Raw genomic sequence first — 17,076 nt, forward strand, 5'->3', positions numbered from 1 at the left:
GACTGGCCGCTATTGACCGCCGTCGAACCGGAGTGGGGGTGCCACCTGTCACCCCGGGGACAGGCGGGGGACACGAACTGATCAGAGGCGGGGTACCGGCGGTGCGAGGTGAGACGAGCCGCCATTTCGGCACCCTCCCCCAGGCGCGTCCAGAGCCGCCACACCTTCATCGCCTCCGTCCCGCGCGAGGGCGCGCTGCGCACCCCGGACGCCCCCGGCCTCGACGGTGACGACAACTGGGCGGATGAGGACTGAACGAAGGTCAGAGGGCGGCCAGGGCAGTGACCAGCTCGCGAGCCGTTGCCCTGGTCAGCCACTTCAGGGCCGGGCAGCGGCGGCGATACGAGTGGGACCGGGAGACGGCCTCGGGTCACGCGGTCACTTTGGCAACGAACGCGGCGAGGTTCGCCACGGTCCGCTGGACCTTCTCCTCCAGGGTGAGGGACTCGTGGAGGCGTGCGCCGATGCCCGCGTCCTTCTTCCCGCGTACGTACAGGGAGCAGGCCAGGTCGCTGCACATGTAGACGCCAACCGAGTTGCCCTGCTGCCCGGCCTTCCCGGACCTCGGCGCGACCATCAGAGAGACGCCCCCGGTGTGGGTGGTCACGCACACCGAGCACATGCTGCGCCGCATCTGCCAGGAGCCGGCGCCGGAGGAGCGCAGCTGGACGCCGACCGGGCGGCCGTCCAGTTCGATCACGAGGTAGGCCCGGTCGGGGGCCTGAGGATCTCGCCAGCCCAGGAAGTCCAGGTCGTCCCAGCACCGCTCGGCCAGGTCACGGGGGACGGGCAGGCGCTTGGCCTCGCCCTTGGTGCAGTTGACAAACGCGGTACGGATCTCTTGCTCAGTCAGTAGCTTCATAAAGAACACGCTAATTTGCCTAATCAGATTAGGCAAGTGCATAATCATCGATGTCAGGGATGAGAAGCGATTCGGAGGATGAACATGGGACGGGCAGGACGGGTAGGACTGACCACGGAGCGCCTGGTCCGGGCGGGGGCAGAGCTGGCCGACGAGGTCGGCTTCGAGCAGGCGACCCCCGCGGAACTCGCCCGGCGGTTCGGTGTGAAGACCGCGAGCCTGTACTCGCACGTGAAGAACGCCCACGACCTCAAGACCAAGATCGCTCTGCTCGCTCTGGAGGAACTCGCCGACCAGGTGTCCACCGCGGTGGCCGGACGGGCCGGCAGAGACGCCCTGACCGCTTTCGCGAACGTCTACCGCGACTACGCCCTCAAGCACCCGGGGCGCTTCGCCGCAGCCCAGTTCCGGCTCGACCCGCAGACGGCGGCCGCCAGCGCCGGCGTTCGGCACGCCCAGATGACGCGGGCGATCCTGCGCGGATACAACCTGGCCGAACCGCACCAGACGCACGCGGTGCGGCTGCTGGGCAGCGTCTTCAGCGGCTACGTGGGCCTGGAGACCGCCGGCGGCTTCAGCCACAGCACCCCTGACTCGCAGGAGAGCTGGACCGAAATCCTCAACGCGCTCGACACCCTGCTACGCACCTGGCCCACCACCTCCTGACCAACCCTTCCGGCCGGCTCCGCCAACTGACCCTCCTGATCGAAGAGGCCGACGAGATGAACACCGAGCACGACTGGACCACCACTCCCATCACCGCCGACCTCCTGCGCGGCGCCCTCGACCTGGAGCCCACTGAACGCGGCGTGCTGCCCCACCGGTTGCCGGCGCGCGCCCGGCAGCAGATCCCCGACGGCCAGCTGGTCATGGCGGAGTCACAGCCCTCCGGAGTGCGGCTGGCCTTCCGCACCCGGGCCACCGCCGTCGAGTTGGACGTCGTGGCCACCAAACGGGTCTACGTCGGAGCACCGCCACGCCCCGACGGGGTGTACGAGCTCCTCGTCGACGGGCGGCTCGCGGGCCAGGCCGGCGCGACCGAGGGCGACACGCTCACCATCGACATGGCCTCCGGGACCGCACAAACCCGTCCCGGGCCGGTGGAGACCCTGCGCTTCACCGACCTGCCGGACGACGAGAAGGACGTCGAGATCTGGCTGCCGCACGACGAGACCACCCAGCTGGCCGCCCTGCGCACCAACGCTCCCGTCCACACACCGCTGCCCAGCGGCCGCAAGGTCTGGCTGCACCACGGAAGTTCGATCAGCCACGGCTCCAACGCTGCCACCCCGACCGGGATCTGGCCCGTCCTGGCCGCCGCCCTGGGCAAGGTGGAGCTGGTCAACATGGGATTCGGCGGCGGCGCTCTGCTCGACCCGTTCACCGCCCGCACCATGCGCGACACCCCCGCCGACATGATCAGCATCAAGATCGGCATCAACATCGTCAACGCCGACCTGATGCGGCTGCGCGCGTTCGGCCCGGCCGTCCACGGTTTCCTCGACACCATCCGCGACGGTCACCCCACCACCCCGCTGCTGGTCGTCTCGCCCATCCACTGCGCCATCCACGAGAACACGCCCGGACCCAGCGCCCCGGACCTCAGCGCGATGAGCGAGGGGCGCCTGCGGTTCGTGGCCACCGGCGATCCCGCGCAGAGCGCCGCCGGGAAACTGACCCTCACCGTGATCCGGGACGAGCTGGCCCGCATCGTCCGGCAGCGCGCCGCCACCGACCCGAACCTGCACTACCTCCACGGCCTCGACCTCTACGGCGAGGCCGACCACGCCGAACTGCCGCTGCCCGACGATCTGCACCCGGACTCCGCCACCCACCGGCGCATCGGCGAACGCTTCGCCCGCCTCGCCTTCGACGGCGGTCCTTTCGCCATGGAGAACCACTGACCGGCTGTCGGACAGGAAGGACGCGCCGGCGCGCCCCGCAGGCATGCAGAGTGCCGTGCGGATGCCGCAAGTCCCGGGCCGGCGAACCCGGCCAGAGGCCTCTCCGACTCACCAGCGCGAGCGACCCCATAAATCTCCCGCGCTCGCCGGGCTCGACACCACCTGACAAACAGCCGGACGAGTGCGCCACCGACCGGTTCGGCGGCGCACTCTTCCATGCTTCTGGTCAGTTGCGCGGCACACCCACGGCCGTTTCACCTTCTCCCGACAGCGCCGATGAGCAACGGCCGGAGAGGCAAATGGTCCAGGACACCGGGTACGGCGAGGTATGAGCAGAAGCCCACTTGCGGGTCCTGACGCCTGCCCAGCGGAGTTCCTCGGCGGCCGAACTGTGCCCCGCATCCGACCAGATGGTTGCGGGGCACAGTGCCGCGTCTCGGTGAAGCTGCGGCTTACTTGTCAGCCTTGTCCAGGCGCCACCCCACCATTCCCGTGGCTCCCGGCATCCCGTCGCCATCGATCTTGATCGGGGCCGCTGAGCCGTGAGGTGCTGCCGGAATGTGACACCGTCGCAATCAAGGGTCCGGCGAACGGGGTTCTTCACAGCTATGGAAAGGCTGATTTTGCCCTTTCCGGCGCAGACCACCGACAACTTGCATGAATGCCCTCGCGTTAGTTCCGGCACCGAGTGGAAGCCGTCGCCGACACGTTCGAGGCCGGTCTCAACGAACAGCGGATCGCTGGTCGGTCTCCGTCGGCGATGGCTCGGCGGCAGCGTTTTACCCGTCCTGACCGTCCCTCCCGTTCCTTCCCTTATGGCCATGTCTACCGTTATGACCGTTTTCCCCGTCTCGACCGGGTCTGCCGTCCTTGCCTGGCGGGCCGGAGGGGCCGCGCGGACCGGGGGGTCCGGACGGACCGGGGGGTCCGGACGGACCGGGGGGTCCGGACGGACCGGGGGGTCCGGACGGACCGGGGGGTCCGGACGGACCGGAGGGTCCGGACGGACCGGAGGGTCCGGACGGACCGGAGGGTCCGGACGGACCGGAGGAGCTGGGCTCGACGCGGTGCACCTGGAGGTCGATGTGCTGCGTCTGCAGATCATCGATCTGCATTTGGTGGGCGACGAGGGCAGCGGACTGCGCGACGAGCGCGACGATCAGCACGGCGCCGAGTACAAGGGGGCGCCACGGTCTACACGGCGCTTCGTTTACGCTGCTCACATCATCCCTCACAGTGCGTGACGGCGAAAGTGTAAATGCCGAGGAACTGGAGGAGGCGGACCTCCTCGTCGAGTATCTTCCCCGCGGTGACCTCACAGGCCCCGGGTTCGTCCATCACTGCGCGGCGCCGCTGAAGCACGTCATTGAGGCGAAGCGCGACCTCACGGTTCGCCGACACAAGACAACGGCCACCCGAGTCGAGCGCAGGGCAGCGCGCCGACTCATGGCCAACCACAGGATCGACTACCTCACCAGCACCCGGTACTGCAGCTCGTCGCATGTTGCCATCTGTAACTGCGAGCGTCGCCGTCCAGCCATGGAAGGATTGAACCCCTTCTAGTGCATGACGGAAGAGCTGCCCGGGAGGGCCCTGTCGTCAGCCTCCCCACGGCGACTCCGGGTCTCAGTCGGTGATGGCTTGGCTGCAGCGTCTTGACCGTCCTTCCCGTCCTTGCCCGGCGGGCCATCCCGCCCCTCCCGCCCATCCCGCCCATCCCGCCCATCCTTCCCGTCCTTCCCGTCCTTGCCTGGCGGGCCGGGGGGGCCAGACGGACCAGGGGGGCCAGACGGACCGGAGGCACTGGGCTCGACGAGGTGTCCCTGGAGGTCGATGTGCTGCGCCTGCAGATCGTCGATCTGCTCTTGCTGGGCGACGATCGCAGCCGACTCCGCGATGAGCGCGACGATCAGCGCTGCCCCGAGCACAAGGGGGCGCCGCGGTTTACGCAGCATTTCAGTTACCCTGCTCACATGATGCCTCACTATGCGTGACAGCGAAAGTGTAAACGACGAGGCGCTGGAGGAGGCGGACCTCCCCATCGAGTGTCAGGCCGGCAGTGGATGCAGGACCGGATCCCGTCGGCGAGGGCGGCGAGGGCCAGGGTGCGGAGGCGAGACAGATCGCACTCAGTGCGGCGGCCACTACCCGCCCCACAGCCGCCGAGGCGAGAGGATGACGACATGCTCACTCCCCAAGGGATCGCATTTGCCACCCCGGCCGACCTCGGCGACCTGGAGAACTACCGCCGCTTCTGCCTGGCCGCCGGCCTCGATCCCGTACCCGACGGCTACGGCCTCCTCCTCGTCACCGACGAGGTGGGCAACAAGAAGACGCTCGTCACCGGCGACCTCGAATACGTGCGGGCGATCGTCGGGGCCACACCCGAAGTGCTCAATGGACTGGAACTCCCCCAGGACAAGTTCCTCGTCCGCGACGGCTGGCCCGACAGCTGGGCCTGACCCTGTAGAGCTACACCGGCCCCACAGCCGCTGACGAGAAGATGCCTCTCCACACGTCATGGCTGCGGCGCCGCCCAGGCCGGTTCGCCCACGCGTCGAGCCGGAGCCATGTGGCGCCAGATCGGTAGGCCCGGTCATCCGCCCAGCCGAGGAGCTGCCCGACCTCAGCCGCACCCGCAACACCTTCGAGACCACCATCGGTCTCTGATCTCACCGTCCATGCCCGGCGGCGGCCTGGACCGCAGACAACGGCGGACCTCGCCATACCGCCGGATGGCCTACGTGGGGTTTGAGCCAGGGGAATGTGGGCTGGTTGAGTGGATGAGTCGTCCGGTCCACGGAACCGAACCTCACCCCGGCCGCAGCCGGACGGCGACTCCGCCCCCCACACTCGGGAGGGGGGCGGACTCAAGCTGGGTTCGAACTCGCCCCCGAGCACTCCGCCCCCTGTCTCCGGCCACCGCTACGGCTGAGACGGGGGGCGGTTTCGCGTATCCGGGGCTCGCTCACCACGGGGCAGGCCACAGGTTCGGCCCGCCTCCACGCCAGTCGATCATCCCGGACAGAATCACGTCTTCCTCGGCGATGTCGTCCATTCCGACCCGACGCAGTAACTCCGTCACATCCCGCAGGCTGTGCGCCATGCCGAGGATCTCCCCGTCGACACGCACCCGGCGACCGCCGGACTCATCGGGGGGTGGATCACGATCGGCAGGTATCCGGACATGGGCCAGGCCTCGCCCCGGTCGGCAACCCGCGCTCGCTCAGATGAGCCACACGCAGCAGCGCCCGGTCAGGACCAGGCAGGGCGGCCCATCCACCATCTACGTCGCACACGCGAACGACAGGCACGACGCCGATTTTTCGCTGAGGCAGGCAGTTTTGCAGAACCCCCCTCAACCCCTCTCACCTGTGGCTTCTCCGTTTACGGCACGGTGCAGTGCGTACCCCGGGATGCGATCAAGTCCGCTTCGGTCTGCCTGCGTTGCCGTCAAAGACTGCCGTCATCGCGGCTCGTAGAGGGCCCGCGTGACGGCACGAGACTTGGGGTCCTGAATGAGCGGGAAGCTGAGACGCGTCTCCTCTCCGGCGTGGCCGGGAGACCGTGGTGCCGCGCCGGAGGCTGAGTTCGGGACTACCTGCAGGAGCGCTGAACGGCCGCGAACGGTGGCGAAAACGATGCCGATCCGCTGAGGCCGGCAGATTCAGTCCGTGCCCAGCGTGCCCGCGGACAGGCACTTCTTCAGTCGCTGGATGTGGCGCCCCATATCGGCCCACAGGGCACCCCGACTCGTTCGTCAGGAGGGCGGAACTGCCGGAGAATGCCGGGAGCCGACCTGCGGGCCCGGTCGGCCGTGCAGCCGAGCCCGGGCCGGCCGATGCCGTCGGCCGATCCCCGGTCACTCCGTGCGCTGCCGTGGTTCGGACTGCCCGGTGCCGCTCTCGGTGAGAGCCGTGCGCGCGGCCTGCAGTAGTTCTTCGGAGATCGGGTTGCCCCGGGTGGCGCGGGCGAGGGCGAGGGCACCGACCATGGTGCAGAGCTGGGCCATGCCGTCGTCAGCGCCGGTGGCCAGCCGAGCGGCACGGTTGCGTACCCCCTTGATGTAGACGTGGCGGGCGCGGGCGGCCTCGTCGGGCTCGCGCCCCAGGTCGGCGGCGAATCCGGAGACGGGGCAGCCCTCCCCGGCGTGATCGCGGTGCCAGACCGAGAGGTAGTCCTCGATCAGCGTCCGGCGGGCGGCCTCGTGCTCCCCGGCGTGCTCCTCGAGCGTCACCGCCTGCTCGTCGAAGGCGTGGGCGATGGCCTCGTCGACCAGGTCCACCTTCGAGACGAACTGCTTGTGGAACCCGCCACGGGTGAGCCCGGCGGCCTTCATCAGGTCGGCGACGCTGACCGCGGTGCCTTTCTCGCGGAACATCCGGGAAGCGGTGGCTACGACGCGCTGCCGGTTCTCCTGTGCTTGTGCCTGGGACACGCGGCCCATGGAATCACTCTCCTCAGATGGATGTCGCTTGACATCTATTCTAGCCTCCATTTAGATTCCTAGTGACATCTATTTGATGCCGATGAGGTCACCGGTAGGTCAAGCAGGGCCTTGCGCTGCCTCCCACCGTCTGAGGTCGACGGCCTCCGCCCGGCAATCGCAGAACCACCGACAGCACTGGAGACCCCTGTGGCATCGCCACCCTCCCCCACCGAGTCCTCGACGCCCGCGGCGTCCACACCACCCGTGCCGCCTGCCCAGCGACGAGGCGTTTCCGAGGCGGTCCACCGCCGACGCTGGGCCATCCTGACCGTGCTCGCGTTCAGCCTCCTGGTGGTGATGCTGGACAACTCGATCCTCAACGTGGCGATGAAGACCATCGCCCAGCCCGCTCCCACCGGACTCGGCTCCACCCAGAGCCAGCTGGAGTGGGCGGTCAACTCCTACACGCTGGTCTTCGCCGGGCTGCTCTTCACCGCGGGCCTGCTCGGTGACCGGCTCGGCCGCAAGAAGGTGCTGCTCTTCGGCATGCTGGTGTTCGGCGTGGGATCCGTGCTGTCCGCGCTGTCGGACTCCTCCGGGCAGCTCATCACCTTCCGCGCCGTGATGGGCTTCGGCGGCGCCTTCATCCTGCCCGCCACCCTCGCGATCATCATGAACGTCTTCGAGCGCGAGGAGCAGCCCAAGGCCATCGGCATCTGGACCGGTGTGGTCGGTTTCGCCATCGCCGCCGGCCCGATCGCCGGCGGCGTTCTGCTGGAGCACTTCTGGTGGGGCTCGGTCTTCCTGGTCAATGTGCCGATCGTGGTCGCCGCGATGGTCGCGATGGTCGCGATCGTCCCCAACTCCAAGGACCCCAGGCCCGGCAGGCTCGACCCGTTCGGTGTGCTGCTGTCGATCGTCGGTCTGGCGCTGCTGGTCTACGGCATCATCAAGGGCGGCCAGCTGGGCGACTTCACCCGGCCCGAATCCTTGGCGACGATCCTCGGCGGCCTCGCGGTCCTCGCCGGCTTCGTGGTGTACGAGGCCCGCAGCGACCATCCGGCCCTCGACGTCACCTACTTCCGCAACCGGCGGTTCTCCGCGTCCGTCGCCGCCATCGGCCTGGTCTTCTTCGCCCTCATGGGCGTCACGTTCTTCAGCGTCTTCTACAACCAGAGCGTTCGGGGGTACAGCGTCCTGCAGTCCGGTCTGCTCGTGTTGCCGCTGGCCGCCTCCCAGATGTTCTTCGCCCCGCGAGCGCGGCTGGTCGTCAACCGCTTCGGTGCCCGAGCCGTGTGCGCCACCGGCCTCGTCCTGACCGCCGTGGCCTTCGCCGGCTTCCTGCTGCTCGGCCAGGACACCCCCATCTGGGTGCTGGAGGTGCTGTTCTTCCTGATGGGCACGGGGATGGCCCATGTCATGCCTCCCGCCACCGTCATGATCATGTCGTCGCTGCCGCGGGAGAAGGCCGGCTCCGGATCCGTGGTCAACAACACCTTCCGGCAGGTCGGCGGGGCCATGGGGGTCGCCGTGCTGGGGTCGCTGCTGTCCACCACCTACCGAAACGGCATCGACGGCCACCTGGGCGTACTGCCCGCCTCCGACCGGCACGCCGCAGGTGAATCCGTCCAGGCGACCCTGGCCGTCGCCGAGAAGCTGGGACCGGCCGGCAGGGCGCTGGTGCGGCCCGCGAACGACGCCTTCATCCATGCCATGCACATCACCGCAATAGGTTCGGCGGCCGTCGCCCTGGTCGGCGCGGTCGTCGTGCTGGTCTTCCTGCCGGGCAAGGACGCCGCCGTGGCCTCCGGCGGTGATAAGTCCCAGCGCCAGACCGTCTGAGCCCGACGGTGACGACCTTGGTCCAGCTCGCGAATTCGTCCGGCGGTGCGGGCTGGCCAAGCGGGAGTCCGCCGTGCTGCGCAACGTCGTGCTGCAGTCCCTACGCGCCGGAGCTGGGGCAGCTCTACCGCGACACCGTCATCCTGGTCCGCCGGACCCAGGTCCTCGAAGTCCGCGGCGACGTCGATCTGGAGCTGCTCGGCGATCTGATCGTGGGGCCGACGCTGTCGGGCGCGATGCTGCGGCCGGGCTCCTCGCTGGAGGAGGGGCTGTCCGAGCGGATGGTCGACACGCTGCTCGAAGGAGTGCGCCCGCGCGGGTGAGGCCTGTGCTGCCTTCGGTGCCGCTGACCTCCTCCGCCCGGCAATCGCAGAACCACCGACAACACTGGAGACCCCTGCGAAATCGCCACCCGGATCAGCGGTGACATCGCCGGGGCCAACGCCTTGCTGACAGCTCCGCCGACGCTCTGATCACACCTCAACTCAGATATTCCATTACTCCGAAGGAGATCGACTGATGATTACCAGCAACCTTGTTCTTATCCCCGGTGCCGGCGGCGTGAGCCGGACGGTCTTCGATCAATTGCGTTCTCAGGATGTACCGGTCCGTTTCATGGTCCGTCGCGAGGACGAGCGCGCAGCTGAGCTGCGGGCGCTCGGCGCGGAGGTCGTCATCGGCGACCTGACCCGGCCCGAGACGGTAGCGGCCGCGCTGCAGGGCGTGACGCGGATGTACTTCGCGATGCGCGTGTCGCCGGACCACCTGCTGGCGGCGACCGTGGTGGCCTCCGTCGCGAGGGAGTACGGGAAGCTGGAGGCCCTGGTCGACCTGTCGCAGATGACGGTGTCGCAGATGACCGCCACCAGCACCGAGGAGTCGCACCAGCAGCGGCTGCACTGGCTGGCGGAGCAGGTACTGAACTGGTCCGGCCTGCCCGTGGTGCACATCCGACCGACGGCGTTCCTCGACACTCCGCTGTTCACCACGATGGCGGCGCGGTCGATCCAGGAGAACGGCACGATCGCGCTGCCGTTCGGCACCGGACGCACCTCGCCGATCGCCGTGGACGACGTCGCCCGGGTCCTCGCCACCGTGCTCCGCGACCCGGCTCCGCACATCGGGCAGGTCTACGAGCTGACCGGACCGCGTTCGGTCGACATGACGGAGCTGGCCGCGGAATTCTCTCGGGCGCTGGGACGATCGGTGACCTACGTGGACATGCCCCCGGAGAGGTGGGAAGCCCAGCTCCCGAAGCTGGGGATGCCGCCGCACCTTGAACAGCACGTCGCCACCATGGCCCAGCTGCACCGGGACAACCGTTACGACCGCACGACCGACGGCGTCGAGCGCGTGACAGGCATCCCCCCGCAGTCGATCGAGGCGTTCGTGGCCGCCCGAAAGGACTTCTACCTGGGCTGAGCCGCGTCCGATAGCTGGGGGAGAGCGCGATGTGTAGCGCTCGCTGACTTGCCTCGCCCATTGGGACTCCGCCGACCCCGCTCGGATTCGCTGTCCGAGTGACGCCCCTGCTGTGCCCTGCTATGCGAACCCGTGAACACGCCCCGGACGGAGCCGACCGCCCCAGCCACGACGTATCCCTTCTCTGGCATCAGGCGGCTGATTGCTGAGAGCGCGGCACGGGCGCCGGCCGGGCTGGAGCGGGGCGGAGACAGGAGCGCAGGCCTGGCCGGGGGCCGTGCCGCGCGGTAAGCGGAGCGAGCCGCCTCGATGAAGTAGGGAAAGTTCTACCGTGCGGTGAACCGGGACAGTTCCCGAGGCCGGCTTGTCAGGACGAAGCCGTGTGGTCCTCGAAGCGGTGATCAGCCGGTGCCGTTCGACGCTGTGCGAGCCACCCGGAGACGCGTGGCCCCCCGTTCACCGCGCCACCCTCTCGGACGGTGCGGACGTGCCCGAACTCTTGCCGAAGGTAGTACCGCTGTAGCGCCTCGTTCGTTGTCCACGCGTCAAGACGGAGCCACTTCGCACCATGGCTACTACGCGGAAGACCTCGCGGACGCCTGGACCCGGTACTGTGCGGCCAGCTCCGCGTGAGCCGCGCCGACCTGGACGCATGGTGGGAGCGCTCAAGGCTCAGGCCGACGGGCGCCGTTCGGAGCTGATGACGGCCGTTCGACACGGCGAGCAGTTCGACGAGGACAAGGGCCCACCCACCTCCGAACTGCGGGCCCTGCAAGGCTCGATCACCCGGTACGAGCACACCCGGGCCTACATCGACCGCAAGTGGGCGACAGCGCCGGCCAAGTCCCGCAAGAACTACGCGGATGCCCTGGCAACGATCAACCCAACTCTGGTGAAGTCGACCGCCGGGAAGCCGGACTCCGCGCTGCTGCGGCGCGCCCTGTACGGGTGGGCGTACAACCGGAACCGGTGGGACGAGGAACCGCCCGAGGATGTTGCCCTTGCTCTGCGATGAATGGCCAAGAACTCGGTACCGGTCTCCGCCCTCGAAGACGCAGCCACGGTCCGCGTGGCACTGGACGCCCTGGGGCTGAAGGTCGATGGAAAGCCGGCCGCGCCTCGCACCGCACGGCGCAAGCGTGCCTGCCTCAGTGACGTGCTGGGGCTCGCCGTCGAAGAACGGTACTTCACCACGCCCGTGAATCCGCTGACGACCGTCAAGTGGGTCGCGCCGAAGTCTGCCGAGGAAGTCGACCCCGACAGCGTCGCCAACCCCCGCCAGGCCCGCTCACTGCTCAAGGGTGTGCGCGAGCAGGGGCCGCGCGGCGCGCACCTGGAGGCTTTCCACACCATCGCCGTTCTGTTCCGGGTGTACGCGAAGGTGCTGGCACAGACGCAGGAGCGTGCCAACCATCGGATCGATGCGGCGATGCGTGAGTGGAACGAACCGGAGTGAGGGTGCCACCTGTCCCCCGCGGGACAGGTGGGGGACAGGGCCTGATCAGAGGCGGGATACCGGTGGTACGAGGTGAGACAAGCCGCGCATTTCGGCACCCTCCCCCGGTGCGTCCGGAGCATGCAGAAACCCCCGCTGATCTGCTGTGTTAGCAGGTCAGCGGGGGTTTCCCGTTCTGTGGCGGCGCCAGGGTTCGAACCTGGGTAGGCTGAGCCGGCAGATTTACAGTCTGCTCCCTTTGGCCACTCGGGCACACCGCCTCGAACGACGCGTTGGAACTCCGTTTGACCGGGGCTCCTTGGCGACGACGTAAACGATACCTGATGACCGGGGGTGCTCCGCCACCTGATTGATCAGTGCTCGCGGCGGTCGGCGGTGGCTAGGCTTTGCCCTGTACCCACCGCATACGACGCAAGGAGCCACACGTCATGGCCGACTCCAGTTTCGACATCGTCTCGAAGGTCGAGCGGCAGGAGGTCGACAACGCCCTCAACCAGGCCGCCAAGGAGATCTCGCAGCGCTACGACTTCAAGGGCACGGGCGCCTCGATCTCCTGGTCCGGCGAGAAGATCCTGATGGAGGCGAACGGCGAGGAGCGCGTGAAGGCGATCCTCGACATCTTCCAGTCCAAGCTGATCAAGCGGGGCATCTCACTGAAGTCGCTGGACGCGGGCGAGCCGCAGCTGTCCGGCAAGGAGTACAAGATCTTCGCCACGATCGAGGAAGGCATCTCCCAGGAGAACGCCAAGAAGGTGGCGAAGATCATTCGCGACGAGGGTCCGAAGGGCGTCAAGGCGCAGGTCCAGGGCGACGAGCTGCGGGTCAGCTCGAAGAGCCGGGACGACCTGCAGGCCGTGCAGGCGCTGCTGAAGGGGCAGGACTTCGACTTCGCCGTGCAGTTCGTGAACTACCGGTAGGTCTTTCGGCCGCCCGCCCGGCCGGGCGCGGCGCGGGGTCGGGGCGGGGTGGCATGTGCCGGCCGGCCTCGCACCTCCGGGTGCGATGTCCGAATACCGCCGGTCGTTGGAGGCGGGCGGGCGCAGACTTGTCCGTACGGAATGATGAATCGGGCAATTCGGGTGACTCGGTGATTCGTCGCCGTGCACGGAGTCGCCCTGCACGGATGAAGAGAGGCACCGGCCATGACCATGTACGCGACCGTCGACAGCCCGCTGGGCGAACTGCTGCTGGTCGGCGAGGAAGTAGCTGCCGAGGCGGGCGGCGTGGCGCTCGCGTCGCTTTCCGTGCCCGGCCAGAAGGGTGCCGCGGTCGTCCAGGACGGCTGGGTCCACGCGCCGGAGGCCTTCGCCGGGATCGCCGACCAACTGCGGGCGTACTTCGAGGGCCGGCTGACTCACTTCGACATCGCGTACGTCGAGGGGCAGGGCACGGAGTTCCAGCGCCGGGTCTGGGGCGCACTGGACACCGTCCCGTACGGGGAGACGGTGTCGTACGGACAGATTGCCGAGCGGATCGGCACGCCCGGGGCGGGCGTGCGGGCCGTGGGGACGGCGATCGGACGCAATCCTCTGCTGGTCGTGCGCCCGTGCCATCGGGTGATCGGTGCGGACGGGGCGCTGAGGGGTTACGCGGGAGGTTTGGAGCGCAAGGAGCGGCTTCTGGGGCTGGAAGGTGCCCTGGTGGTGCGCTGAGGGGCCGTGTGCTCCATGGGTGTGCGCTGAGCGGCTGAGTACCGAATGGCGGTGTGCTGAATGGCGGGTCTCTTCCCCAGGCCACGGACCGTTGTGGCGCCGGGGGCGGTGCATGTGCCGGAGTGGCTGCCGGTGGAGCGGCAGCGCGAGCTGGTCGAGGCGTGCCGGGGGTGGGCGCGCGGGCCGGTGCCGCTGCGGCACACGGTGTTGCCGGGTGGCGGGGTGATGTCCGTACAGTCGGTCTGTGTGGGCTGGCACTGGCAGCCGTACCGCTATTCGCGCACCGCAGATGATGTGAACGGCGCCCGGGTGGCCGAATTCCCGGACTGGTTGGCGGAGTTGGGGCGGGCGGCACTGGTCGAGGCGTACGGGGAGGAGTACTCGGCCGAGGCATATGCGCCGGACACTGCGCTGATCAATTTCTATGACGGTGCGGCAAGGATGGGCATGCATCAGGACAAGGAGGAGCGCTCGGGCGCTCCGGTCGTCTCGCTCAGCATCGGCGATACGTGCGTCTTCCGATTCGGCAATACCGAGGACCGTGGACGGCCTTACACGGATGTGGAGTTGGCTTCCGGTGACCTGTTCGTCTTCGGCGGGCCGTCACGCTTCGCGTTTCACGGTGTGCCGAAGGTCTGTCCGGGGACGGCTGATCCTGCGACGGGTATGAGCGGTGGCCGGCTCAATGTGACGCTGCGCGAGACCGGGCTCGGCGGACCGGGCGCGGACGGACGTCAGTGACGTTCTCTTGAGTTCCCGAAGAGCAGCCGGTAGATGACGAGCAGCACCAGTGAGCCGCCGATGGCGGAGATCCACGTCGTGGTGTCGTAGAAGTCGTTGGAGATCGGGCGGTCGAGGAAGTGCGACGATATCCAGCCGCCGATGAAGGCGCCGATGATTCCGATGAGGGTGGTGCCGACCAGCCCGCCCGGGTCGCGGCCGGGGAGCAGGACCTTGGCAATGGCTCCGGCCAGCAGTCCGAGAATGATCCAACCGATGATGCTCATGTTGCCGAACCTACCCTTCGCCTGGTTGTGAAACCCAAGACGTTGCACAGGCCTGCGTGGTTGCCGGTTGAGCGGAAGGAGCGGCAGGTCACGGCGGGCTCAGATGCGGGCGTTGTAGTCCGGCCAGGGTTGCAGTTCCGGTGCGTCGTCGTCGGCGTCCTCTGCGTGCCAGCCGGTTCCGTCCAGCAGGGCGATGAGTGACTGTTGCCCGAAGAGGGCGGGTCCGCCGGTGAGCGGCAGCAGCTCGCGTTCCGGGCCGAAGCCGCCGTCGGTGATGCGGTTGCGGAGGACCGTGAGCAGTGGCGGCGGGGAGAAACCAGGGGTCGCCGCCGCACGGGCCACGTCTTCGGTGGTGCGGGCTGCGGGGAGGGGACGCTTCTCCCGTCGCGGGGTGGTGTGCGCTGTCTTCTCGACGGCTGTCAGCAACTGCTCCGTGTCGTTCATGGGTTCATGGTGGACGACGGCACTGACAGTGGGCAGTTGGCGGGTCGACGAGGAGGTCTTCGGCGGCTGCGCCGCCTCGCTGTCCGGTTGTCCGGCCCGCGTCACCGTCCGGCGAACGGCTGGTCCGTTCGCACGATTTCCTTGCCGAAAGGCATCAGGGAGACCGGGATCAGCTTGAAGTTGGCGACGCCCAGTGGGATGCCGATGATCGTGAGGCAGAGGGCGATCCCGGTGGTGATGTGGCCGAGGGCGAGCCACCAGCCGGCCAGGATCAGCCAGAGGACGTTGCCCACGCAGGAGGGCGCGCCGGCGTCGCGGCGGTCGACGACTGTGTAGCCGAACGGCCAGAGGGCGTAGAGGCCGATGCGGAAGGCGGCCAGGCCGAACGGGATGCCGATGATGGTGATGCAGAGGAGGATGCCGGCGGCTATGTAGGCGAGGAACATCCAGAAGCCGCACAGGACCAGCCATATGACGTTCAGGATTGTCTTCACGGGCGATGACCTGCCATCTGCTCTAGTCGGGCGATGCGCTCCGCCATCGGCGGATGTGTCGAGAACATCTTGGACATGCCCTGGCCGGGGCGGAACGGGTTCGCGATCATCATGTGGCTCGCGGTCTCGATCTTCGGCTCAGGGGGCAGGGGGAGCTGTTTTGTTCCGGCGTCCAGTTTGCGCAGGGCACTGGCGAGGGCCAGGGGGTCGCCGGTGAGCCGGGCGCCCGAGGCGTCTGCTTCGTACTCGCGGGAGCGGCTGACGGCGAGCTGGATGACGGAGGCGGCGAGGGGGCCCAGGATCATGATCAGCAGCATGCCGAGGATGCCGGGGCCTTCGTCGTCGTTCGATCGGCCCACGGGGATCAGCCAGGCGAAGTTCACCAGGAACATGACGACGGAGGCGAGTGCTCCGGCGACGGACGAGATCAGGATGTCGCGGTTGTAGACGTGGCTGAGCTCGTGGCCGAGGACTCCGCGCAGTTCGCGTTCGTTCAGGATCTGGAGGATGCCCTCGGTGCAGCAGACTGCCGCGTTGCGCGGGTTGCGTCCGGTGGCGAATGCATTGGGTGCCTGGGTCGGGGAGATGTAGAGCCGTGGCATGGGCTGCCGGGCTGCGGTGGAGAGTTCGCGGACGGTGCGGTAGAGCTGTGGCGCTTCGAACTCGCTGACCGGGCGGGCACGCATGGCTCTGAGTGCGAGCTTGTCGCTGTTCCAGTAGGCGTAGGCGTTGGTGCCTACGGCTACGACGAGCGCGACGACGAGGCCTGTACGTCCGAAGAAGCTGCCGATGACGATGATGAGTGCTGACAGGCCCCCGAGGAGTACGGCGGTTCTCAGCCCGTTGTGCCGGCGGTGCACGGTACGCCCTCCAAGTGGTGCAGCAGGGGAACCCTTTGCTGGTGGTGCTCCACTCCCCAGTGGAGCCTCCTGTACTGGTCAACGCCAGGCGAGGAGAGCTAGTTCCCTTGTGCGCACGGCCGGAGGGCGGGCCGTGTCCGGCGGCTTGTCCGGCTGTTGGGGCCGGAGCAGGCATTGGGCCGTACGGGTGTCGGGGGGGGCGGTGCCGGGTCGGCGCCGGGTCGGTCAGCGCTGGGCGGGGAGTTCGGCGAGCGCGAGGGCCTCGGGGTCGGGCTTGACCTCGCTGGTGCAGTGGGCGCAGCGGGAGGCGATGGCGGGGATCTCGGTGTAGCAGCGGGGGCAGTCGCGCAGGGCGGCCTTGATGTCGACCTTCTGGTCCTTGCTGGTCGCGAAGCGGTTCTGGACCTTGGTCATCGGGACGACGACGCAGAAGTAGAGCACCGCGGCGGTGATCAGGAAGGCGATGGCGGCGGCGAGGAACTTTCCGTACGGGAAGATGGCGCCCTCGACCGAGAACTGGGCCGTGCTGAAGTCGCCGACGGAGCCGGTGGCGAGGCCGATCAGGGGCGTGATGAATGCGGTGCTGAAGCCGGTGACGACTGCGGTGAACGCGGCTCCGACGGCGAGTCCGATCGCCATGGAGATGACATTTCCGCGCAGGATGAAGTCCTTGAACCCGTTCAGCACTGCTCTCGCTCCTCTTC

General features: G+C 68.2%; 20 protein-coding genes, 1 tRNA gene and 2 pseudogenes. 13 read left to right on the forward strand and 10 right to left on the reverse strand.

From position 1 onward, the window contains the following. Positions 1-108 precede the first annotated feature (108 nt). A complete protein-coding gene (locus ACWCP8_RS03375) occupies positions 109-255 on the forward strand; it encodes a hypothetical protein (protein WP_352265701.1) in 147 nt (48 codons plus the stop codon). 115 nt (positions 256-370) lie between these two features. Here the strand turns inward: ACWCP8_RS03375 and ACWCP8_RS03380 are convergent, their stop codons facing one another. Next, positions 371-862 carry an FBP domain-containing protein gene (locus ACWCP8_RS03380; RefSeq protein ID WP_451113999.1) on the reverse strand — a complete coding sequence of 164 codons (492 nt, stop codon included), beginning with the start codon at positions 860-862 and terminating at the stop codon, positions 371-373. Positions 863-946: 84 nt separating this feature from the next. Between ACWCP8_RS03380 and ACWCP8_RS03385 the strand changes: the two genes are divergently transcribed. The 5 genes from ACWCP8_RS03385 to ACWCP8_RS03405 all read left to right on the forward strand — a co-directional run bounded on the left by ACWCP8_RS03385 (position 947) and on the right by ACWCP8_RS03405 (position 5,228). Continuing rightward, positions 947-1,528, forward strand: a complete 582-nt coding sequence (locus ACWCP8_RS03385) for a TetR/AcrR family transcriptional regulator (RefSeq protein ID WP_352265705.1) — start codon at positions 947-949, stop codon at positions 1,526-1,528. Between the two features lie 56 nt (positions 1,529-1,584). After that, positions 1,585-2,766 (forward strand): SGNH/GDSL hydrolase family protein, encoded by a 1,182-nt coding sequence (locus ACWCP8_RS03390; RefSeq protein ID WP_451114000.1) that lies wholly within the window; start codon positions 1,585-1,587, stop codon positions 2,764-2,766. A 1,067-nt stretch (positions 2,767-3,833) separates the two neighbouring features. Further along, positions 3,834-4,010, forward strand: a complete 177-nt coding sequence (locus ACWCP8_RS03395; RefSeq protein ID WP_352265709.1) for a hypothetical protein — start codon at positions 3,834-3,836, stop codon at positions 4,008-4,010. A gap of 573 nt (positions 4,011-4,583) precedes the next feature. Further along, positions 4,584-4,760 carry a hypothetical protein gene (locus ACWCP8_RS03400; protein ID WP_352265711.1) on the forward strand — a complete coding sequence of 59 codons (177 nt, stop codon included), beginning with the start codon at positions 4,584-4,586 and terminating at the stop codon, positions 4,758-4,760. Between the two features lie 189 nt (positions 4,761-4,949). Next, positions 4,950-5,228: a hypothetical protein gene (locus tag ACWCP8_RS03405; protein ID WP_352265712.1), complete on the forward strand. Its 279-nt coding sequence runs from the start codon at positions 4,950-4,952 to the stop codon at positions 5,226-5,228. A 506-nt stretch (positions 5,229-5,734) separates the two neighbouring features. Here ACWCP8_RS03405 and ACWCP8_RS03410 read toward each other — a convergent pair. Further along, entirely contained in the window at positions 5,735-5,872 is a 138-nt protein-coding gene (locus ACWCP8_RS03410; protein ID WP_352265714.1) for a hypothetical protein, read from the reverse strand. A gap of 756 nt (positions 5,873-6,628) precedes the next feature. Further along, the gene (locus ACWCP8_RS03415; RefSeq protein ID WP_352265716.1) at positions 6,629-7,213 is read right to left on the reverse strand and encodes a TetR family transcriptional regulator; all 585 of its coding nucleotides are present in this window, start codon (positions 7,211-7,213) and stop codon (positions 6,629-6,631) included. A 246-nt stretch (positions 7,214-7,459) separates the two neighbouring features. On the opposite strand from ACWCP8_RS03415, the gene ACWCP8_RS03420 reads away from it, so the two are divergent. From ACWCP8_RS03420 to ACWCP8_RS03430, 3 genes are all read left to right on the forward strand, one after another. Further along, positions 7,460-9,037, forward strand: a complete 1,578-nt coding sequence (locus ACWCP8_RS03420) for an MFS transporter (protein WP_451114141.1) — start codon at positions 7,460-7,462, stop codon at positions 9,035-9,037. 8 nt (positions 9,038-9,045) lie between these two features. Next, positions 9,046-9,360 carry a hypothetical protein gene (locus ACWCP8_RS03425; protein WP_451114001.1) on the forward strand — a complete coding sequence of 105 codons (315 nt, stop codon included), beginning with the start codon at positions 9,046-9,048 and terminating at the stop codon, positions 9,358-9,360. A gap of 196 nt (positions 9,361-9,556) precedes the next feature. Beyond that, the gene (locus ACWCP8_RS03430; protein ID WP_451114002.1) at positions 9,557-10,459 is read left to right on the forward strand and encodes an NmrA family NAD(P)-binding protein; all 903 of its coding nucleotides are present in this window, start codon (positions 9,557-9,559) and stop codon (positions 10,457-10,459) included. A gap of 367 nt (positions 10,460-10,826) precedes the next feature. On the opposite strand, the pseudogene ACWCP8_RS03435 reads toward ACWCP8_RS03430, so the two are convergent. Continuing rightward, a pseudogene (locus ACWCP8_RS03435) lies at positions 10,827-11,027 on the reverse strand (GNAT family N-acetyltransferase); the annotation flags it as partial. On the opposite strand from ACWCP8_RS03435, the pseudogene ACWCP8_RS03440 reads away from it, so the two are divergent. Beyond that, positions 11,028-11,804, forward strand: a pseudogene (locus tag ACWCP8_RS03440) (site-specific integrase); the annotation flags it as partial. A gap of 289 nt (positions 11,805-12,093) precedes the next feature. Here ACWCP8_RS03440 and ACWCP8_RS03445 read toward each other — a convergent pair. After that, a tRNA-Tyr gene (locus ACWCP8_RS03445) sits at positions 12,094-12,175 on the reverse strand. 168 nt (positions 12,176-12,343) lie between these two features. On the opposite strand from ACWCP8_RS03445, the gene ACWCP8_RS03450 reads away from it, so the two are divergent. The 3 genes from ACWCP8_RS03450 (at position 12,344) to ACWCP8_RS03460 (ending at position 14,308) form a co-directional block, all read left to right on the forward strand. Beyond that, the gene (locus ACWCP8_RS03450; RefSeq protein ID WP_030926258.1) at positions 12,344-12,832 is read left to right on the forward strand and encodes a YajQ family cyclic di-GMP-binding protein; all 489 of its coding nucleotides are present in this window, start codon (positions 12,344-12,346) and stop codon (positions 12,830-12,832) included. Between the two features lie 225 nt (positions 12,833-13,057). Then, positions 13,058-13,567, forward strand: coding sequence for a methylated-DNA--[protein]-cysteine S-methyltransferase (locus ACWCP8_RS03455; RefSeq protein ID WP_352265724.1), 510 nt, complete (start codon positions 13,058-13,060; stop codon positions 13,565-13,567). Positions 13,568-13,627: 60 nt separating this feature from the next. Beyond that, positions 13,628-14,308, forward strand: a complete 681-nt coding sequence (locus ACWCP8_RS03460) for an alpha-ketoglutarate-dependent dioxygenase AlkB family protein (protein WP_352265726.1) — start codon at positions 13,628-13,630, stop codon at positions 14,306-14,308. On the opposite strand, the gene ACWCP8_RS03465 is transcribed toward ACWCP8_RS03460, so the two are convergent. The 5 genes from ACWCP8_RS03465 to ACWCP8_RS03485 all read right to left on the reverse strand — a co-directional run bounded on the left by ACWCP8_RS03465 (position 14,302) and on the right by ACWCP8_RS03485 (position 17,059). Further along, on the reverse strand, positions 14,302-14,574 hold the full coding sequence (locus ACWCP8_RS03465) for a GlsB/YeaQ/YmgE family stress response membrane protein (protein ID WP_352265728.1): 273 nt from the start codon (positions 14,572-14,574) through the stop codon (positions 14,302-14,304). The two genes, ACWCP8_RS03460 and ACWCP8_RS03465, sit on opposite strands and share 7 nt — an antisense overlap. Before the next feature lie 99 nt (positions 14,575-14,673). Then, complete coding sequence (locus ACWCP8_RS03470) at positions 14,674-15,018, reverse strand: hypothetical protein (RefSeq protein WP_352265730.1); 345 nt, start codon at positions 15,016-15,018, stop codon at positions 14,674-14,676. 101 nt (positions 15,019-15,119) lie between these two features. Then, positions 15,120-15,512 carry a YccF domain-containing protein gene (locus ACWCP8_RS03475; protein WP_352265732.1) on the reverse strand — a complete coding sequence of 131 codons (393 nt, stop codon included), beginning with the start codon at positions 15,510-15,512 and terminating at the stop codon, positions 15,120-15,122. Beyond that, positions 15,509-16,372, reverse strand: coding sequence for a zinc metalloprotease HtpX (gene htpX, locus ACWCP8_RS03480; RefSeq protein WP_352265734.1), 864 nt, complete (start codon positions 16,370-16,372; stop codon positions 15,509-15,511). The genes ACWCP8_RS03475 and htpX overlap by 4 nt, the downstream gene beginning before the upstream one ends. Before the next feature lie 225 nt (positions 16,373-16,597). Next, the gene (locus ACWCP8_RS03485) at positions 16,598-17,059 is read right to left on the reverse strand and encodes a large conductance mechanosensitive channel protein MscL (RefSeq protein WP_451114003.1); all 462 of its coding nucleotides are present in this window, start codon (positions 17,057-17,059) and stop codon (positions 16,598-16,600) included. Between the last annotated feature and the right edge of the window lie 17 nt (positions 17,060-17,076).

It is taken from the genome of Streptomyces sp. NPDC002206, from assembly GCF_053593595.1.

What these genes read in the sequence shown, in the direction of transcription:
- ACWCP8_RS03380 (WP_451113999.1), bottom strand. Translation starts at nt 862, where the DNA reads ATGAAGCTACTGACTGAGCAAGAGATCCGTACCGCGTTTGTCAACTGC.
- ACWCP8_RS03385 (WP_352265705.1), top strand. Translation starts at nt 947, where the DNA reads ATGGGACGGGCAGGACGGGTAGGACTGACCACGGAGCGCCTGGTCCGG.
- ACWCP8_RS03390 (WP_451114000.1), top strand. Translation starts at nt 1,585, where the DNA reads ATGAACACCGAGCACGACTGGACCACCACTCCCATCACCGCCGACCTC.
- ACWCP8_RS03405 (WP_352265712.1), top strand. Translation starts at nt 4,950, where the DNA reads ATGCTCACTCCCCAAGGGATCGCATTTGCCACCCCGGCCGACCTCGGC.
- ACWCP8_RS03410 (WP_352265714.1), bottom strand. Translation starts at nt 5,872, where the DNA reads ATGGCGCACAGCCTGCGGGATGTGACGGAGTTACTGCGTCGGGTCGGA.
- ACWCP8_RS03415 (WP_352265716.1), bottom strand. Translation starts at nt 7,213, where the DNA reads ATGGGCCGCGTGTCCCAGGCACAAGCACAGGAGAACCGGCAGCGCGTC.
- ACWCP8_RS03430 (WP_451114002.1), top strand. Translation starts at nt 9,557, where the DNA reads ATGATTACCAGCAACCTTGTTCTTATCCCCGGTGCCGGCGGCGTGAGC.
- ACWCP8_RS03450 (WP_030926258.1), top strand. Translation starts at nt 12,344, where the DNA reads ATGGCCGACTCCAGTTTCGACATCGTCTCGAAGGTCGAGCGGCAGGAG.
- ACWCP8_RS03455 (WP_352265724.1), top strand. Translation starts at nt 13,058, where the DNA reads ATGACCATGTACGCGACCGTCGACAGCCCGCTGGGCGAACTGCTGCTG.
- ACWCP8_RS03460 (WP_352265726.1), top strand. Translation starts at nt 13,628, where the DNA reads ATGGCGGGTCTCTTCCCCAGGCCACGGACCGTTGTGGCGCCGGGGGCG.
- ACWCP8_RS03465 (WP_352265728.1), bottom strand. Translation starts at nt 14,574, where the DNA reads ATGAGCATCATCGGTTGGATCATTCTCGGACTGCTGGCCGGAGCCATT.
- ACWCP8_RS03470 (WP_352265730.1), bottom strand. Translation starts at nt 15,018, where the DNA reads ATGAACGACACGGAGCAGTTGCTGACAGCCGTCGAGAAGACAGCGCAC.